Origin of the sequence: Hymenobacter arizonensis (assembly GCF_900115775.1) — a bacterium.
In the GTDB taxonomy this organism is placed as follows: domain Bacteria; phylum Bacteroidota; class Bacteroidia; order Cytophagales; family Hymenobacteraceae; genus Hymenobacter; species Hymenobacter arizonensis.
On sequence record NZ_FOXS01000002.1, the window covers coordinates 811,464 to 825,864 of the forward strand.

Annotated in this window: 13 protein-coding genes; 7 read left to right on the forward strand and 6 right to left on the reverse strand. The window is 60.2% G+C overall.

From position 1 onward, the window contains the following. Window positions 1-18: 18 nt before the first annotated feature. On the reverse strand, window positions 19-1,335 hold the full coding sequence (locus tag BMZ66_RS09790) for an AAA family ATPase (RefSeq protein ID WP_092671794.1): 1,317 nt from the start codon (window positions 1,333-1,335) through the stop codon (window positions 19-21). 163 nt (window positions 1,336-1,498) lie between these two features. Beyond that, window positions 1,499-2,344, reverse strand: coding sequence for a hypothetical protein (locus BMZ66_RS09795; protein ID WP_092671797.1), 846 nt, complete (start codon window positions 2,342-2,344; stop codon window positions 1,499-1,501). A 173-nt stretch (window positions 2,345-2,517) separates the two neighbouring features. Here BMZ66_RS09795 and BMZ66_RS09800 point away from each other — a divergent pair, with 173 nt between their 5' ends. The 5 genes from BMZ66_RS09800 to BMZ66_RS09820 all read left to right on the forward strand — a co-directional run bounded on the left by BMZ66_RS09800 (window position 2,518) and on the right by BMZ66_RS09820 (window position 8,636). Then, entirely contained in the window at window positions 2,518-3,495 is a 978-nt protein-coding gene (locus BMZ66_RS09800; RefSeq protein ID WP_092671800.1) for an isopenicillin N synthase family dioxygenase, read from the forward strand. Window positions 3,496-4,179: 684 nt separating this feature from the next. Then, a complete protein-coding gene (locus BMZ66_RS25525; protein WP_177204670.1) occupies window positions 4,180-4,392 on the forward strand; it encodes a hypothetical protein in 213 nt (70 codons plus the stop codon). A gap of 327 nt (window positions 4,393-4,719) precedes the next feature. Then, on the forward strand, window positions 4,720-6,009 hold the full coding sequence (gene chrA, locus BMZ66_RS09810) for a chromate efflux transporter (protein WP_439645760.1): 1,290 nt from the start codon (window positions 4,720-4,722) through the stop codon (window positions 6,007-6,009). Between the two features lie 136 nt (window positions 6,010-6,145). Then, window positions 6,146-7,138 (forward strand): 2-hydroxyacid dehydrogenase, encoded by a 993-nt coding sequence (locus tag BMZ66_RS09815; RefSeq protein WP_092671803.1) that lies wholly within the window; start codon window positions 6,146-6,148, stop codon window positions 7,136-7,138. 43 nt (window positions 7,139-7,181) lie between these two features. Then, complete coding sequence (locus BMZ66_RS09820) at window positions 7,182-8,636, forward strand: L-lactate permease (protein ID WP_092671806.1); 1,455 nt, start codon at window positions 7,182-7,184, stop codon at window positions 8,634-8,636. A gap of 16 nt (window positions 8,637-8,652) precedes the next feature. Here the strand turns inward: BMZ66_RS09820 and BMZ66_RS09825 are convergent, their stop codons facing one another. Together BMZ66_RS09825 and BMZ66_RS09830 are read right to left on the reverse strand one after the other, a co-directional pair. Continuing rightward, on the reverse strand, window positions 8,653-10,020 hold the full coding sequence (locus BMZ66_RS09825; protein WP_177204671.1) for a lysophospholipid acyltransferase family protein: 1,368 nt from the start codon (window positions 10,018-10,020) through the stop codon (window positions 8,653-8,655). A gap of 135 nt (window positions 10,021-10,155) precedes the next feature. Continuing rightward, window positions 10,156-10,677 (reverse strand): DUF6799 domain-containing protein, encoded by a 522-nt coding sequence (locus BMZ66_RS09830; RefSeq protein ID WP_143080133.1) that lies wholly within the window; start codon window positions 10,675-10,677, stop codon window positions 10,156-10,158. 456 nt (window positions 10,678-11,133) lie between these two features. On the opposite strand from BMZ66_RS09830, the gene BMZ66_RS09835 reads away from it, so the two are divergent. Both BMZ66_RS09835 and BMZ66_RS09840 read left to right on the forward strand, forming a co-directional pair. After that, entirely contained in the window at window positions 11,134-12,060 is a 927-nt protein-coding gene (locus BMZ66_RS09835) for a DnaJ C-terminal domain-containing protein (protein WP_092671816.1), read from the forward strand. A gap of 17 nt (window positions 12,061-12,077) precedes the next feature. Beyond that, complete coding sequence (locus BMZ66_RS09840) at window positions 12,078-12,401, forward strand: chaperone modulator CbpM (protein WP_092671819.1); 324 nt, start codon at window positions 12,078-12,080, stop codon at window positions 12,399-12,401. Window positions 12,402-13,070: 669 nt separating this feature from the next. Here the strand turns inward: BMZ66_RS09840 and BMZ66_RS09845 are convergent. Next, the gene (locus BMZ66_RS09845) at window positions 13,071-13,820 is read right to left on the reverse strand and encodes a ZIP family metal transporter (RefSeq protein ID WP_092671822.1); all 750 of its coding nucleotides are present in this window, start codon (window positions 13,818-13,820) and stop codon (window positions 13,071-13,073) included. 174 nt (window positions 13,821-13,994) lie between these two features. Next, the gene (locus BMZ66_RS09850; RefSeq protein ID WP_092671825.1) at window positions 13,995-14,360 is read right to left on the reverse strand and encodes a hypothetical protein; all 366 of its coding nucleotides are present in this window, start codon (window positions 14,358-14,360) and stop codon (window positions 13,995-13,997) included. Window positions 14,361-14,401: the final 41 nt, after the last annotated feature.

Below are 14,401 nucleotides of genomic sequence, written 5' to 3' on the forward strand. Positions count from 1 at the left end.
ACAGCTTCCAGGCCCGAGTTAGGCCAGCAGCTTGCGAAGCTGGGTAGCGGCCGTGGCCGGTTGTTCGCGCCAATAGTCAGCCAGCAGCGGGCCAATTTCCTGCTCAAAAATTAAGCGAAGCCACTCGGCGGCTTGCGCGGGCTGGGGTGGCGGCTGGCAGAAGTAGCTGTGGCCAATCTGAAAATCGGGACCAAGCTCGGGGTCGTCGGCTATGGTCTGGTTGAGGGCCGCCATGCGGGTGCACAGCTGCTCGATGACGGCAGCGGGTACTTGCCGCGCAGCCAGAAACTGCTGCAGCGGGGCGCCGAACTGGGGCTTCAGCTCCACGAAGGCAAAGCGGCGACGTAGAGCGTAGTCGAGCGGGCTGAGCGAACGGTCGGCTAGGTTGAGGGTGCCGATGACGTATAGGTTGTCGGGCACGAAGAAGCGCGGGGCGTCGGGCGGGGCATAGGGCAGGCGCAGGGCGTGGGCGGGGCCGCGCTTGTCGGCTTCGAGCAGCAGGAGCAGCTCGCCAAAAATGCGGGACACGTTGCCGCGGTTCACTTCGTCAATCAGCAGGAAATACGGCCGGCTGGGGTCGGCGGCGGCGCGCTGGCAAAGCAGCGGCAGCACCCCGGGTACCAAGTGGAAGCGCCCCTCGGCATCGGGCCGGAAGCCCAGCATAAAGTCCTCGTAGCCGTAGCTCGGGTGAAACTGCACCAGCTCGATGCGGCTTTCGTCTTTGGCCTCCAGCAGCAGCCACGCCAGGCGCCGCGCCAGAAAAGTCTTGCCGGTGCCGGGCGGGCCCTGCAGCAGCAGGTTGCGGCGCCGCGCCAGTCCGGCCAAGGCAGCTTCCAACTCGCCCTCCGTGATGAATAGCTCTGTGGCGGCGTCGGCCCGCGTGTAGGGCGTTGCCTCGTAGGCAGCCGGTGGTTCGGCTACAGTGTCGGCGCGGCTGGAGTCGCTGGCTTCGCGAACTAGCCCCGTGTACAAGGATTCGGCTTGCTGGCGGGCAGTTTCGTCGCCGTCGTGGGCTGAGCCCGAGGTGAGAACGGGCCGCTTGGTGCTGATGGTGAAATCCAGTCCTTCTAACACCGTGTTGGTAGGGCCGCCGGCTGGGCGCGGCCAGTGGGCGGCCGGGTTGCCGGTGGCCAAGCGGTAAGCCAGCTCGGCTACAGCACGGGGCGGGTAGCGTCGGCCCCGATACACTAGCTCGTACACGGTGCCGGCGGGCAGTGGGCGCCCTTCGCGTGCTATCTGGCGCAGGGCACGCAGCACCTGCTCGCGGGTGAGCAGCGGTGCCGGGCTGGGCTGGGCCGACGACGGGGCCGCGGAGTGGGGTGGGGCAGGAGGCATAGCAGGCAAGGTAGAACCGAAGCAAATAACGAACTCAGCCCAAAAAAGAACGTCATGCCGAGCAAAGCCGCCACCTCGTTCCCGCTGTTGCTGTAGAGCTAAGGCGGGCGCAAGGATGAATCGGCTTTGCTCAGCATGACGCGCTGAGCCTATGAAAAGCAGGTTACGGGGTTACCGTGAACGTGCGGGTTACCGAGTTGAAAGCGCCGGGCAGCAGGTTGCCGCTGCCGTTAATCAGCTCCAGCTTCACGGTGTTTTCGCCGGCGGGCAGGCCTTCCATCTGGTAGGGCACCCAGCGGTCAATCATGAATTCGTTGCCGTTGATGGTGGCGCGCACGCGGTTTCCGCCGGGCTCCAGGGTGGTGTTCACAAGGTAAAAATCCAGCATGACGCGGCGCGCGTCGGCGCCGGCATACGTGTCTTTCGGGCGGCTATAGAATAGGTTGGGCGCGTTCACGTCGATGATGGGCGCGCCGGTGGGGGTAGCAGAACCCACGTTGATGATGCGCAGGTCGTAGGCGCCGCGGTGCTTTAGGCTCTCGTGGTAGGAGCGCGACAGGAACGACAGCACGGCGTGCTGCCCGTCGGCCAAGGGCTTGCGGAAGCTGGTTTCGTAGTGGGCGGTGTAGGGCTCGTTGTCCACGATGTTGTGGATGTGCTGGCCTTTGGCAGAGTTCGCCATTTGGGCCATGTGCGGGCCACCGCTCATTTTGGTGAGCTGGAAGTTGGTGATTTGGTAGCTGAACGGAACCTCGCCGCTGGGCACAGTAGAGTTGGCCATGGGCGCCCGCAGCTGCATCTGCGCCTCGGGGAACCGGGGCGAGTCGGTGAAGGGCGTCAGGCGAATACCGTTCGACTCCATGCTCTCGGCGTTGCCGCTAGGCGCGCTGGTAGCGTTGGTGCCACCGGCCGAGGAGCTTACATCGGTGGCGGGCCGGCTCGTTTCGCAGCTAGCCAGCAGTGCCAGGGTAAGGGTTGTGCTGCACAGCAGCCAGGTAGAACGTTTCATGTAAACAGGGCTCAAAAATGTTTGTTAAATAGTTAAAAGATTACAAGTCGCGTATTGTCAGATTACCCACAAAAATGCGATGCCCATGGAGGGAACCCAGTACCGGGTTTTGCTTAACTTGCGGCGTTGTTCACCGTGGGGCTTATTTGCCTCAAAGTAAACCTAAATTTTCCATGCAAGACCAACTTCTTGACCAAATTCCCTCGCTCGACCTGGCCGATTTTCGTTCCGGGGACCCTGAGCGCAAAGCCCGTTTCGTGCAGCAGCTCGGCGAGGCTTACCAAAACATTGGCTTCGTAGCCCTGAAAAATCACGGCCTCAACGACGAGCAAACCAAGCAGCTGTACGCCGACGTGCAGGCCTTCTTTCAACTGCCCGACGAAGCCAAGCAGCGCTACGAAAACCCCGAGCTGGCGGGCCAGCGCGGCTACATCAGCAAGGGCAAGGAGCACGCCAAGGGCCGCAACACCGGCGACTTGAAGGAGTTCTACCACGTGGGCCAGGAGGTGGAAGACGACACTGACCCCATCAAGAACGAATACCCCGCCAACATCTGGCCCGAGGAAGTGCCCAGCTTCCAGAAAAGCACTTTCACGGCCTACCGCACCCTGGAAAGTGCCGGTCAGGACGTGTTGCGCGCCATTGCCCTGTATTTGCACTTGCCCGAGAATTACTTCGACGACAAAGTGAAGCACGGCAATAGCATTCTGCGCCCCATTCACTACTTCCCCATTGAAAACCCTGACGCCGTGCCCGCCGACGCGGTGCGCGCCGCCGAACACGGCGACATCAACCTGATTACCCTGCTCATGGGTGCCAGCGCCGACGGCCTGCAGGTGAAGCGCCGCGACGACAAGTGGATTCCCATCACGGCCCTGCCCGACCAGATTGTGGTGAACGTAGGCGACATGCTCCAGCGCCTCACCAACGGCGTACTCAAGTCGACCATTCACCGCGTGGTGAACCCCGCCCGCGAGAAAATGAACACCTCGCGCTTCAGCATTCCGTTCTTCATGCACCCACGCTCCGAAATGAGCCTGGCAGCCTTGGAGCACTGCGTGACCGAGGAAAACCCCAAGAAGGAAGCCGACATCACTGCCGGTGAGTTCCTGAACGAGCGCCTCATCGAGCTGGGCCTTAAGAAGAAATAAGGTTCCATTCAGTATACTCTGAAAGCGGCCTGTCTTACCAGACAGGCCGCTTTTTTTGAGTCCAGACAGCCCCAAAGCGCAGTAGTAGCACGACTTCAGTGCTCACTAGCCACGATGTCGGATGGTTTTCTTGCCGAAGCAGAGTCCATAATGATGTGTGAAAGTGCTATGTGACAAACTTTTGGCTTGTTGGTGTGATGTCGGGTATCAGAGGCGCTCTGGAGCAGGAGCTTCACCGCTATGTGGGCACGCTCTCGGTTTGTGGCGGCGTTGCAGGACGTGGAAAAGCCTTGCTTGGTAGGCATGCTTGGTAGTGTTCCTTGCCTGCGCCTGTGGCCTCACTTGGCAAAAAGCAGCACGCCTGCATAAACCGAATTTAGGTTAAAGCCGGCCTCGTTTCCACACAAAAAATCCCCTGGCTAAAGAACCAGGGGATTTTTTGTGTAGGTTGGCAGTAGTTAAGTAGTGCTGCCGGTCGTGCTACCGGTGGTGCTGCCACTGGTTGTGCTACCGGTGGTGCCGCCAGTTGTCGTGCCACTGGTTGTTCCTCCAGTCGTAGTTCCGCCAGTCGTAGTTCCGCCAGTCGTTGTACCGCCGGTTGTCGTGCCACCCGTTGTCGTACCGGAAGTTGTACTGCCAGTAGTAGAACCAGAGGTTGAGCCGCTCGTAGTTCCACCAGTTGTCGTGCCAGATGTAGTTGTGCCGGTTGTGGTGCCGCTCGTTGTGGTACCCGAGGTAGAACCACTGGTGCTACCCGAAGTAGAGCCACTGGTAGAGCCGTTTGTGGTGTTGGGCTTAGTGTCGTTGTCGTCTTTGCAGGCATTGACCAAGACAAGTGACGTGCACAAGGCAGCGCCCGTCACCAAAGAAATCCATTTGCGTTTCATAAATAGTTAACTGATTGGAGGATGTGGATAAGATGATGCTTGGCCGAAGCCACCTTCCTTTACGTGGCCTCCAAGGAAGAATTTACCCCTAAAACGACCAGATAAAGCGCCATTTTGATTCTGTATTTAATCTTAGTTGGACTAAGTATATCTGCTGCATTTTTAGATACTTATAATTTAAAGCGTTGATGATAAGTTGCTTGAATTGGGGCGCTTGGGCGGTAGGAAACTTTTCTCATAGCAATGATGACTGCCTTGTGCGGTGGGAATGCGCTTTCGGCAATCATCAGTACCTGTCTGTTTGTCTTACCTTCGGTTGTAGGTAATTTTCATTCTTGTGCAGCCTCTTTCGACCCCTTCCACCCCGGTTTCGCTGGCGCCACCGGCCCGGCGCTCGGGCAAACGCACGCGACGGGTACGGGGTATTATCTTCTTAAAAGACGTGGCGGCCTTGGCCTTTACAGCCTTTGGGGGCCCTCAGGCGCACCTAGCTATGATGTTTCGGCTGCTTGTCGACAAGCGCCGCTACATCAGCACGGCCGAGCTGCTGGAGCTTCAGGCCTTGTGTGCCCTGCTGCCGGGCCCCACCTCTACGCAAACCATCACGGTTATCGGGTTTCGGCTGGGCGGGCCCAACTTGGCCTACCTCACGCTGCTGGTGTGGATGGCGCCTTCCGTGACCTTGATGACAATAGCGGCGCTCACCCTCAGCCACCTCGACCCGGTGCGCGTGGGGGCATTTGTGCAGTTTGTGCAGCCCGTGGCCGTGGGTTTCGTGGCGTTTTCGGCTTACCGCATTGCCGAAAAAGTCATTCATACCAAAACGGCCGTGGGCCTGATGGTGGCCTCGGCCATGATGGCCTACTTCTTCCAGCTGCCCTGGATACTGCCGCTGCTGCTGCTGGCCGGCGGCGCCGTGACCACGGTGCGCTACCGCAAGCATGCCATTATTCAGGAGAAAAAGCCCTTGCAGGTAGAATGGGCCAATTTCTTTCTGTGGCTGGGCATCTTGTTGGGAGCGGCGGTACTGGGCCACTACACCCGGCTGCTGCCGGTGCGGCTGTTCGAGAACTTTTACCGCAACGGCTCGCTGGTGTTTGGGGGCGGGCAGGTACTGGCGCCGCTGCTCTTTGCCGAGTTTGTGAAGTTCAAGCACTACCTCACGGCTCCGGAATTTCTGTCGGGACTGGGGCTGGTGCAGGCCATGCCGGGGCCCAACTTTTCGATAGCCGCCTACATTGGGGCGCTGGCCATGCGGCCGGCTGGCGGGCCCGGCATGCAGGTGGTGGGGGCGCTGGTGGGCACGGCCGGCATCTTCTTACCGGGTACGTTTCTGATATTTTTCGTCATCCGCTTCTGGGACCGGCTGCGGCAGTACCGCGTGGTGCAGGCGTCGCTGGAAGGCATCAATGCCGTTAGTGCCGGGCTGGTGTGCGCGGCCACGTTTCTGCTCTACCACCCCTTGCCCGACCGGGAGTTGAGTTTGCCGTTTCACTTGGGGCCCATCGACACCCTGCCCCTCAACCCGCTGCTGATAGGCACCACGTTCCTGGTGCTGCTCTCGGAAAAAGTGCCCTCGGTGTTCATTGTGGGGGCGGCACTGCTGGCGGGGGTGCTACTGCGGTAGGTTAGGCGAGGTGTAGCTTCGTAAAAATCAGGCGTTATCGTGACAAAGGTCATGGACTGGGTGCTGGCGTTGGCAGACCTTTGCGGATAATTCCATCAGCCGCCGCGGCTTTCGCGCCCGATAAACGCATTCTGTTATGACAGTTACCTTCTTCAATTCCAAGCAATACGACCAGCAGTCCTTTACGGAGGTCAACGACCAATTTGGCCACGAGCTACGGTTTCTAGCCGTGCCCCTGAATGCCCAAACCGCCATGCTGGCCAAGGGCGCACAGGCCGTGTGCGTGTTCGTGAACGACCGGGTTGATGCCGAGGTGCTGGAGCAGCTGGCCGAGGCCGGGGTAGAGCTGCTGGCCCTGCGCTGCGCCGGCTACAACAACGTGGATTTGAAAGCCGCTGCCGCACTCGGCCTGCAGGTGGTGCGGGTGCCCGCCTACTCGCCCTACGCCGTGGCCGAACATACTTTAGCCCTGATTCTGACCCTGAACCGCAAAACGCACCGGGCTTACAACCGCGTGCGGGAGGGCAACTTCGCCCTCACCGGCCTGCTGGGCTTCGACCTGCACGGCCGCACGGTGGGCCTCATCGGGCTGGGCACCATTGGGCTGGCCACGGCTCGCATCCTGAAGGGCTTTGGGTGCCGCGTGCTGGGCTTCGACATCCAAAACAGCCCCGAGGTGGAAGAGATAGGTGTGGAGTTTACCGACCTCGACAGCCTCTATGCTCAGTCCGATATCATTTCGCTGCACTGCCCGCTCACGCCCGAAACCCACCACTTGATTAACAACGACGCCGTCGCCAAGATGAAAGACGGCGTGATGCTGATTAACACCAGCCGCGGCGCCATTATCGACACCAAGGCCGTAATCAAGGGCCTAAAGAGCGAGAAAATTAAGTACCTGGGCCTGGACGTGTACGAAGAGGAAGGCGACCTTTTCTTCGAAGACTATTCCAATAAGGTGATTCAGGACGACGTGTTTATGCGGCTGTTGTCCTTCAATAATGTGCTCATCACCGGACATCAGGCCTTTTTCACGGCCGATGCCATGCACAACATCGCCCAGATTACCCTGCAAAACATCACCGACTTTGCGGAGAAGAAGGAGCTGGCTAATGCCGTGCACGCATAGCGGTCCGGCTTAACCATTCATTTTCTCCCCTGACGATGTCCGCATGATTTACCTGCTTGCGCTGCTGCCCATTCTGCTGCTGGTCGTGATTTCCTTGACCAAGGGTATGAAGCCGGCAGTGCTCGTGAGCAGCGTGGTGACCTCGGGCTTGTTCTTTTACTGGGGTGCGGGAGGTGGGCACTACCTGGGGGCCGTGGTGGTGTCGATGCTCACTACCATCAACATTCTGCTGACGGTGCTGGGAGCAATTTTCCTCTACACCGTGATGCAGCACACCGGGCTGATTGAGCAGCTCACACACTCGCTCGATAAGCTGCACCCGTCCAAAGAGCTGCGGTTTTTCTTGCTGGCCATCGGCCTCACGGCCTTTTTTGAAGGCGTGGCGGGCTTTGGTACGCCTGGCGCCATTGTGCCGCTCATCCTGATAGCGCTGGGGTTTGAGGCTGTGCTGTCGGTGTCGGTGGTGCTGCTGTTCGACGGACTGTTTGCGCTGTTTGGGGCCGTGGGCACACCCATCCTCATCGGCTTGCAAGCGCCGTTGGGCCTGGCAGCGGCCGATGTTAATACCATCGGCCTCACGGCGGCCTTGCTCATGAGCGGAGTGGGGCTGCTGGTGCTGGCGCTAGTGTTTCGCCTGGTGGGCCAGGCGCAGGAACCGGTAGCCAACAAGCGGCTGGTGCTAATGCTTTATGCCTTCCTGATGCTGCCCTTCTGCGGGCTGGCCTGGTTGGCTCCCGAGCTGGCAACGGTGTTTGGCGCGCTGGTCATGCTGGGGCTATCGGTGCTGTACTTCAAGCCCCGCGGCGTCAAGCTCGACCTGCGTCCCTGGCTGCCTTACGCCGTGCTGGCTGTAGTGCTGCTGCTGCCCAAGCTGCTTCCGCCTATGAGGCAGTTCCTGGACTGGGAATTGGCGTTTGAAGACCTGTTTGGGTCGGGCATTCGGGGAGGTATTAAGCCACTACAGTCGCCTTTTCTGCCGTTTGTGGCGGTGGGGTTGGGCGTGGCGTTGGTGTGTAAACTTCCATCGCTGCCCCTGAAAGAGCCGCTCGGCAAGATGGGCAACGTGTTTGTAGTGCTGTTCCCATCGGTGCTTATTGCGCAGCTCATGATTTATTCGGGCGTCACGCAGCCGTCTATGGTGCGCTACATCGCGGAGCTTCTCAGCCACCTGGGCCAGCTATACCCCGTGTTTGCACCTCTCATCGGAATAATGGGAACCTTCATTACCGGCAGCACCACCATTTCCAACCTCGTTTTTGGGGCTTCGCAGCAGCAAGCCGCGGTCTCGCTCGGCATCAGCTCCAATGTGGTGCTGGCCCTGCAGCTGGTCGGGGCCTCGCTGGGCAACGCCGTTTGTCTGTTCAATATCATTGCCGCTGCCTCCGTTGCCAACATCAAAAACTACAAGGCCGTGTTGGCCCACAACCTGTTGCCCACACTGCTAGCGGCATTGCTGGCGGGGCTGCTGGGCATGGGCTTGCTCGCAATTACGGGGTAACACTCGTGGCCGCTTGCTAGCGCGGCAGTGTTCGGGCCTGGTAGGCGGCTCGGGCATCTTCCAGTTGGGCTACTAAAGCAGCCCGCTGCTCCAGCAGCTCAGCGCCCACGGCTGGAGCGCGCCGGAACAGATGCAGTGCGCGCAGCCGCTCCACACGGGCGGCCAGGGTCTTCCAATAGCTCAGTGCATAGAAGCCCGTGAGGGGCAGACTGACTACGTAAAGAGTCGTCAGGCGCCAGTCGTGCGTGAGCCAATGGTGCACGGCAGTGGCCTGCAGGGCGTAGGCCATCGGAAAGGTTATCATGCCCACCACCAGCATGATGGGCGCCACAAACTCTACCTCCTTGGTTGCACGCTGAGCCACCATGGAAGGCAATTTGTAAGGCAAGTAGTTGTTAAGCAACCCGTACGCCCACACGGGAAATCCCAGCACTAGGTTGAGCAAGCCGGCGATGGTGCCGCGCCGCTGGCCTTCCAGCGCTTCGTCGGTTAGGCCGTGCTGGCGCAGGGTGGTGCGGTAGGCTTGCAGCTGCTGGCGCATGGCCACCAGCCGGGCGGGGGCATTTTGCTCGAACCAGGCCAGGGCTTGTAGCAAGGTCTGACTCAGCTGGAAGTTATCGAAGAGCGTGTCGGGGTCGTCGTCGGGGTTGAGGTGGTCGCCAAAGGTGCGCTCAATCTGCTGCACGAAGTCGTCTTCGGCGGCGTCGCGCGTGATGACTAAGCGGCGCTCCATCGCCTCGCGAATGGTTTCGGTGAGTTGTTCGGCGGCGGCTTCGGGGTCGAGGGCGTAGAGGTCGGCATAGTCGGCCACGGCAATGGGCGGGGCCACGTTCAGCAGCACGTCGGAGCGAAAGCGCGTGGGGTCGAAGTAGTTGATGGCAATGGGCACCACCCGCAGCCCCAGTTTGAACTGATGCCGGGCCTCGGCACCCAGCGCAATGCGGGCCGCCCCGGTTTTGAGGGGCCGCAGCCGGCGCTCGCTCACGCTGGTGCCCTCCGGAAAAATCATGATGGTGCCGCCCCGGCCCAGGTAGTCGTAGCACCGGCCGAAGCTGGCCTCGTTTTGGGCCGCGAGCTGCTCGGGCGTGGTGGGTCCGGCCCCGGCCTCCGCGTCTTGGCGCCGGTAGATGGGAATGGAATTGCCCGACTCCAGGATGGCCCGCGTGATGGGGTTGTTAAAAAACGTGCTCTTGGCCAGAAACGCCACCGGCTGGCGGCTGTTGATGCCCACCAGCAGCGGGTCCATCAGGGTATTGGGGTGGTTGCCGGCAAACAGCAGCGGCCCAGCCATGGAAAGCCGGTCGCGGTGGCGGACCTCAATGCGCCGAAAAAATACCCGCAGCGCCACCTGCATCACGGGCTTAATGAGGGTATAAAAGAGCATGGGCCGGAAGTAATTGGGGGAGCGAAGGTAAGGGCCGCACCCGCCCTGCGCCGCTTGCCGACTACCGCAAAAAAATCGCCGCCAGCCCGAGGGCATGGCGGCGAATTAGGCGCGGGCGCAGTAGCCGATAGGCAGCTAGCGCTTGGATTTCTCGCGGGCTTTGGCGCGCTTCTCGGCGGCTTTGGCTTTCTCCTCGGCAATCTTTTCCTTGGCCTTGGCTTTGCGCTCGGCCTCCTCTTCCATCTTCTTGCGCTTGCCGGGGTACTTCAGGTCGTAGGTTTTGATTTTGAGCAGGCTATCGGCTTCCACAATGGACCGGCGGGAAGTGACGCGGCCGGTGAGCGACACTTGGTCGCCTTCGGTTATTTGGGTGGTGGTGCCGTCGGTGGCGGTTACGAGGCCGGCGGGCGAAATGGTGGTACCGTTTACCAGCTTCTTATCGGCGGTGAGGGGATTGGTAACACCCAGCTCGGTGAGCACAACCCGGCCGTTTTGCATGGTCAGGCCGTCTTTCAGCCCAACGCCGGTGGCTGCTGCCCGTGGCCGTGGAGCGACCGCACCGGGGCGGCGCGGTGGTACCCGCGTTTGGGCTTGCGCGACGGCTCCGGTCAGGAGTGCTATCGAGAGAATAAGGCTAAAAGTGAATCGAGATGTCATAAAAAAGAAGAAGTAGTTAAAAGTAACGAAGGCTAAAAGTTGGGCAAGAGATAAATACGGCGCAAGTTATTGCTTTTAGACTCATTGCTTCGCATTGCCATAATAAAAAGTGCAAAATTGAGGCCATGTTTAAAATTCATGCTTCGTTAACTTTTTGGGAAGCCTTTCGTTCAAGCAAAATCGTCCAAACTCGAACGCTAACGCCCTCTTCGGCTTCTTTTGTACAAGGCCAAACCGTAGGTGAAATTCGTAGTGGCCCTATTTAGCGTCGTATCGGCACCCCGGAAAAAGACCAACGGTTGAGCTAATGCTTCCTGTCGGCGAAACCAGAGGGTGTGGCCCGGCTTTTTTGAAACCGATTCCGTTAACAGATTCTGTGCGCGGAACAACGAACCGGGCTGACCAGGCCCTGGCCAGTAATTTGCTGCTTAATGGATAAATTAACCCATCAACTCCGTGGATTACAGAGATTATTACAAGGTATTGGGGGTCGAAAAAACGGCCACGCCTGAGCAAATCAAGAAGGCGTACCGCAAGCTGGCCCGCCAGCACCACCCCGATGTGAACCCGAACGACAAGGGCGCTGAGCAAAAATTCAAAGAGCTGAACGAGGCGCACGAGGTGCTCAGCGACCCTGAGAAGCGGAAGAAGTACGACCAGTTTGGCGCCGACTGGCAGCGCTACCAGCAGCAGCCGCAAGGGGCGGGCCGCGCCGGCCAGTCCGGCGGGGGCTTCGACTGGGGCCAGTATACCCAGGGCGGTGGCGACAGTGGCCAGTTTGAGGCCGGGGAGGATTTCTCGGATTTCTTCGGTTCCCTCTTTGGCAACATGGGCGGCCGGCGCGCCGGTGGTAGCCGCCCCGGAGCCGGCCCCGACTTGCAGGCCGAGCTGGAGCTAACCCTGGAAGAAGCCTACCACGGCGGCCCGCGCACCATCACGGTAAACGGCAGGAACCTGCGCCTTACCATTCAGCCCGGCGTGGCCGATGGGCAAACCATCCGGCTGCGCGACCAAGGTGGTCCCGGCCGCAACGGCGGTCCCAACGGCTCGCTGCTCATCACCTTCCGCATTCAGCCCGACGCCCGCTACGCCCGCACCGGCGACGACCTCACTCAGGACGTACCCGTGAGCATCTACAAGGCCCTGCTGGGCGGCGAGCAAACGGTGGACACGCTGAGCGGCCCGGTCAAAATTAAGCTCAAGCCCGAAACCCAGAACGGCACCCGCCTGCGCCTGCGCGGCAAGGGCTTCCCCGTATACAAGCAGCCCGGCCAGTTCGGCGACCTTTACCTACGGCTCAACCTGACGCTGCCCCAAAACCTGACTGCCCAAGAGAAAGAGCTGGTGCAGCAGCTGGCGGCGCTCCGCCCTGCCGAAGAATAACCTACTGTTCCGATGCTATGGAAACGCGTATTCTCACCCTCACCTATCAAGAATGCTCGGCCCAATTTGGCCTGAGCGCCGCCGAATTGCACGACTTCCTGCAAGCTGGCTTGCTGCGCCCGGCCCCGGTGCCCGATGCCGTCATCATTGACGAGCCCGACGACCTGCCCCGCCTGGCCCGCTTGCACCACGAGCTGGGCTTGGCACCAGAGGCGCTGGACATCATCCTGACCATGCGCCAGCAACTGGTGCGCCTGCAGGTTGCCCTGGACTACGAGCGGGCCCGCGCCCGGCAATTAGAGAATTTTCTGCGCGGCGCCGGGCCGCTCGAGGAAATGTGAACAGCCAGGCGAAGGGCAAAGGGACTGGTTTTATCTCGCTCCTGCTACTTGAATTCCTGCGAATTAGCCCTGTAGCACAATGAGTTACATGCGGGAATATGCTGGTCGATTTCTTTTCAGCATATTCCTTCATAGAGTAAACGAAGCGCGTTTACCTTTTGACCGTTTGAATGAACGTCAAGACAGCTCATGGTCAGTATCTTCACTCTTTCCTCTTTTCCCTGGTTATGAAACCCAACCCTATTTTCCTACTTGGCATGACGCTAGTGACCCTATGCGGTTCTGCTTCCGCCCAAACAACGCCAACTCCTGTACCTAATACCCCCCCGGGGAAAGGAGTCCCTACCCCCAAAAGGACCGCCGCTCCCCCGCGCACGGCGTCGGTGTCGGCCGTGAAAATAGACACCGCGGCCTTTCGGCGCTCCGGACGCCCCTATGACAGCGTCATAAACCACGCCCGGGATATCCCATCGAAAAAGAAAAACTAGAGGAGCTCGTTCGAGCATCCGCTCCTTTTCGCAAACCACTAGCAACGGCCCCAAGCTCGGCGCCATTAGGCTCTGCAAGGCTGGAGGAGTTTAAGAAACTCGTCTACGAATCAAAGCTTAGGAAACTGGCCGAAGGGATGATGTGCTAATGTTGATGCTTGATACCAATTTGTTAAGCTCTTCAGGCTACCGCCAGCGCCAGCACCAGTCCGCCTAGCGTAGCGCCCAGCTTGGGCCAGTTGAGCCGATGCTCGGGGCTGGTTTCGAAGAGGATAGTAGTAGAAACGTGCAGGAAATTGCCCGCCACCAGCCCCAGCAGGCTCGCGTAGAGGCCGCCGCTCAATAGCTGCGAAAGCACCACGTAGTTGCTGAATATAATGCCCACCGGCGAAGCCAGGGCAAACACCAGCAGCCACGGCCACACCCGCCGGAAGCTGCCCAGCCGCAACCGCAGCAGCGTGGCCAGCGCAAAAGCTGCCGGCACGTGGTGCAGCGCCACCCCCGCCACGATGGCATGGAAGTTTTGGCTCATTTGCCCCACCTCTGGCGCGTGCACCAGAATGCTGCCTTCCAGAAAAGAGTGCACCACCAGTGCCGCCAACAGTAAAAACGGCACCCGCCCGCCGGTGTCGTGGGGACTATGGGCCGCTTCGTGGTGCACGTGCCCGTGCTCCACCCCCTGCGAAAGGACTTCCAGCAGCAGCTGCCCAAAGAAGCCGGCCAGCACCCAGTAGCCCACCCGCTCGGGGTGCGCGGGCAGCATTTGCAGCGCCTCGGGCAAAATGTGGGTCACGGTGAGCGTGAACAGGTACGCCCCGCTGAAGGCCAGCAGCGGCTTCAGCCACTGGCTGCCCCGCGCTACTGGTACCCAGGCCGCTACGGCGCCCGCACCCAGCACCGTCAGCAGCAGCAGAAAAATAGCAAACCCCATGCGTGAGAGAATGAGGAATGAGGAACGAAGAATGGAGAGCGCAGGAGCCAACCGCAACGGTGGCTTCCTCGGGCTTCATTCCTCATTCCTCATTCAAAAGCAGCGGCAGCTTTGCGACCGCCGGCCGGCGGGCAAAGCTGCCACCCAAACGAGTATTATAGCAGTGCCAGCGACTTAGCGCTGAATCTGATGGCCGCTGGCGGCGGTGTCGGCCTGGGTCGACTTGCCGGCGTCGTTCAGTTTGCCACGCTTGCGCTGGCCTTCCTCGGCATTCGCCGAAATGGTCGACTCAGCTTTCGGAGCCGGGCGCTGGTCCAGGTCGGCGGCCGAGCTGATGGGCTTGGTGATGGCACCGCCTTTGGCTTGGTTGGGCGCGTACTCGGTATTCTGGTCGAAGTTGTCGGTGGGGCGGGTGCCGGGCGCAATCTGGTCTAGCGATACTTTGTCGTCGGGCCGCCAGTCGGAAGGCTCGCTGCTGCACGACGACAGGGCCAGAGAAGCAGTGGCCAGGGCCAGCAACAAGGTGTTAGTCAATTTCATCAGAAAAAAATTAGCAGGGGTTGTAGTTCAGACAAAAACGG

Bases quoted from the DNA above. Each gene is read 5' to 3' on its own strand.
- BMZ66_RS09790 (WP_092671794.1), bottom strand. From the start codon at position 1,335: ATGCCTCCTGCCCCACCCCACTCCGCGGCCCCGTCGTCGGCCCAGCCC.
- BMZ66_RS09795 (WP_092671797.1), bottom strand. From the start codon at position 2,344: ATGAAACGTTCTACCTGGCTGCTGTGCAGCACAACCCTTACCCTGGCA.
- BMZ66_RS09800 (WP_092671800.1), top strand. From the start codon at position 2,518: ATGCAAGACCAACTTCTTGACCAAATTCCCTCGCTCGACCTGGCCGAT.
- BMZ66_RS09815 (WP_092671803.1), top strand. From the start codon at position 6,146: ATGACAGTTACCTTCTTCAATTCCAAGCAATACGACCAGCAGTCCTTT.
- BMZ66_RS09820 (WP_092671806.1), top strand. From the start codon at position 7,182: ATGATTTACCTGCTTGCGCTGCTGCCCATTCTGCTGCTGGTCGTGATT.
- BMZ66_RS09825 (WP_177204671.1), bottom strand. From the start codon at position 10,020: ATGCTCTTTTATACCCTCATTAAGCCCGTGATGCAGGTGGCGCTGCGG.
- BMZ66_RS09830 (WP_143080133.1), bottom strand. From the start codon at position 10,677: ATGACATCTCGATTCACTTTTAGCCTTATTCTCTCGATAGCACTCCTG.
- BMZ66_RS09840 (WP_092671819.1), top strand. From the start codon at position 12,078: ATGGAAACGCGTATTCTCACCCTCACCTATCAAGAATGCTCGGCCCAA.
- BMZ66_RS09845 (WP_092671822.1), bottom strand. From the start codon at position 13,820: ATGGGGTTTGCTATTTTTCTGCTGCTGCTGACGGTGCTGGGTGCGGGC.
- BMZ66_RS09850 (WP_092671825.1), bottom strand. From the start codon at position 14,360: ATGAAATTGACTAACACCTTGTTGCTGGCCCTGGCCACTGCTTCTCTG.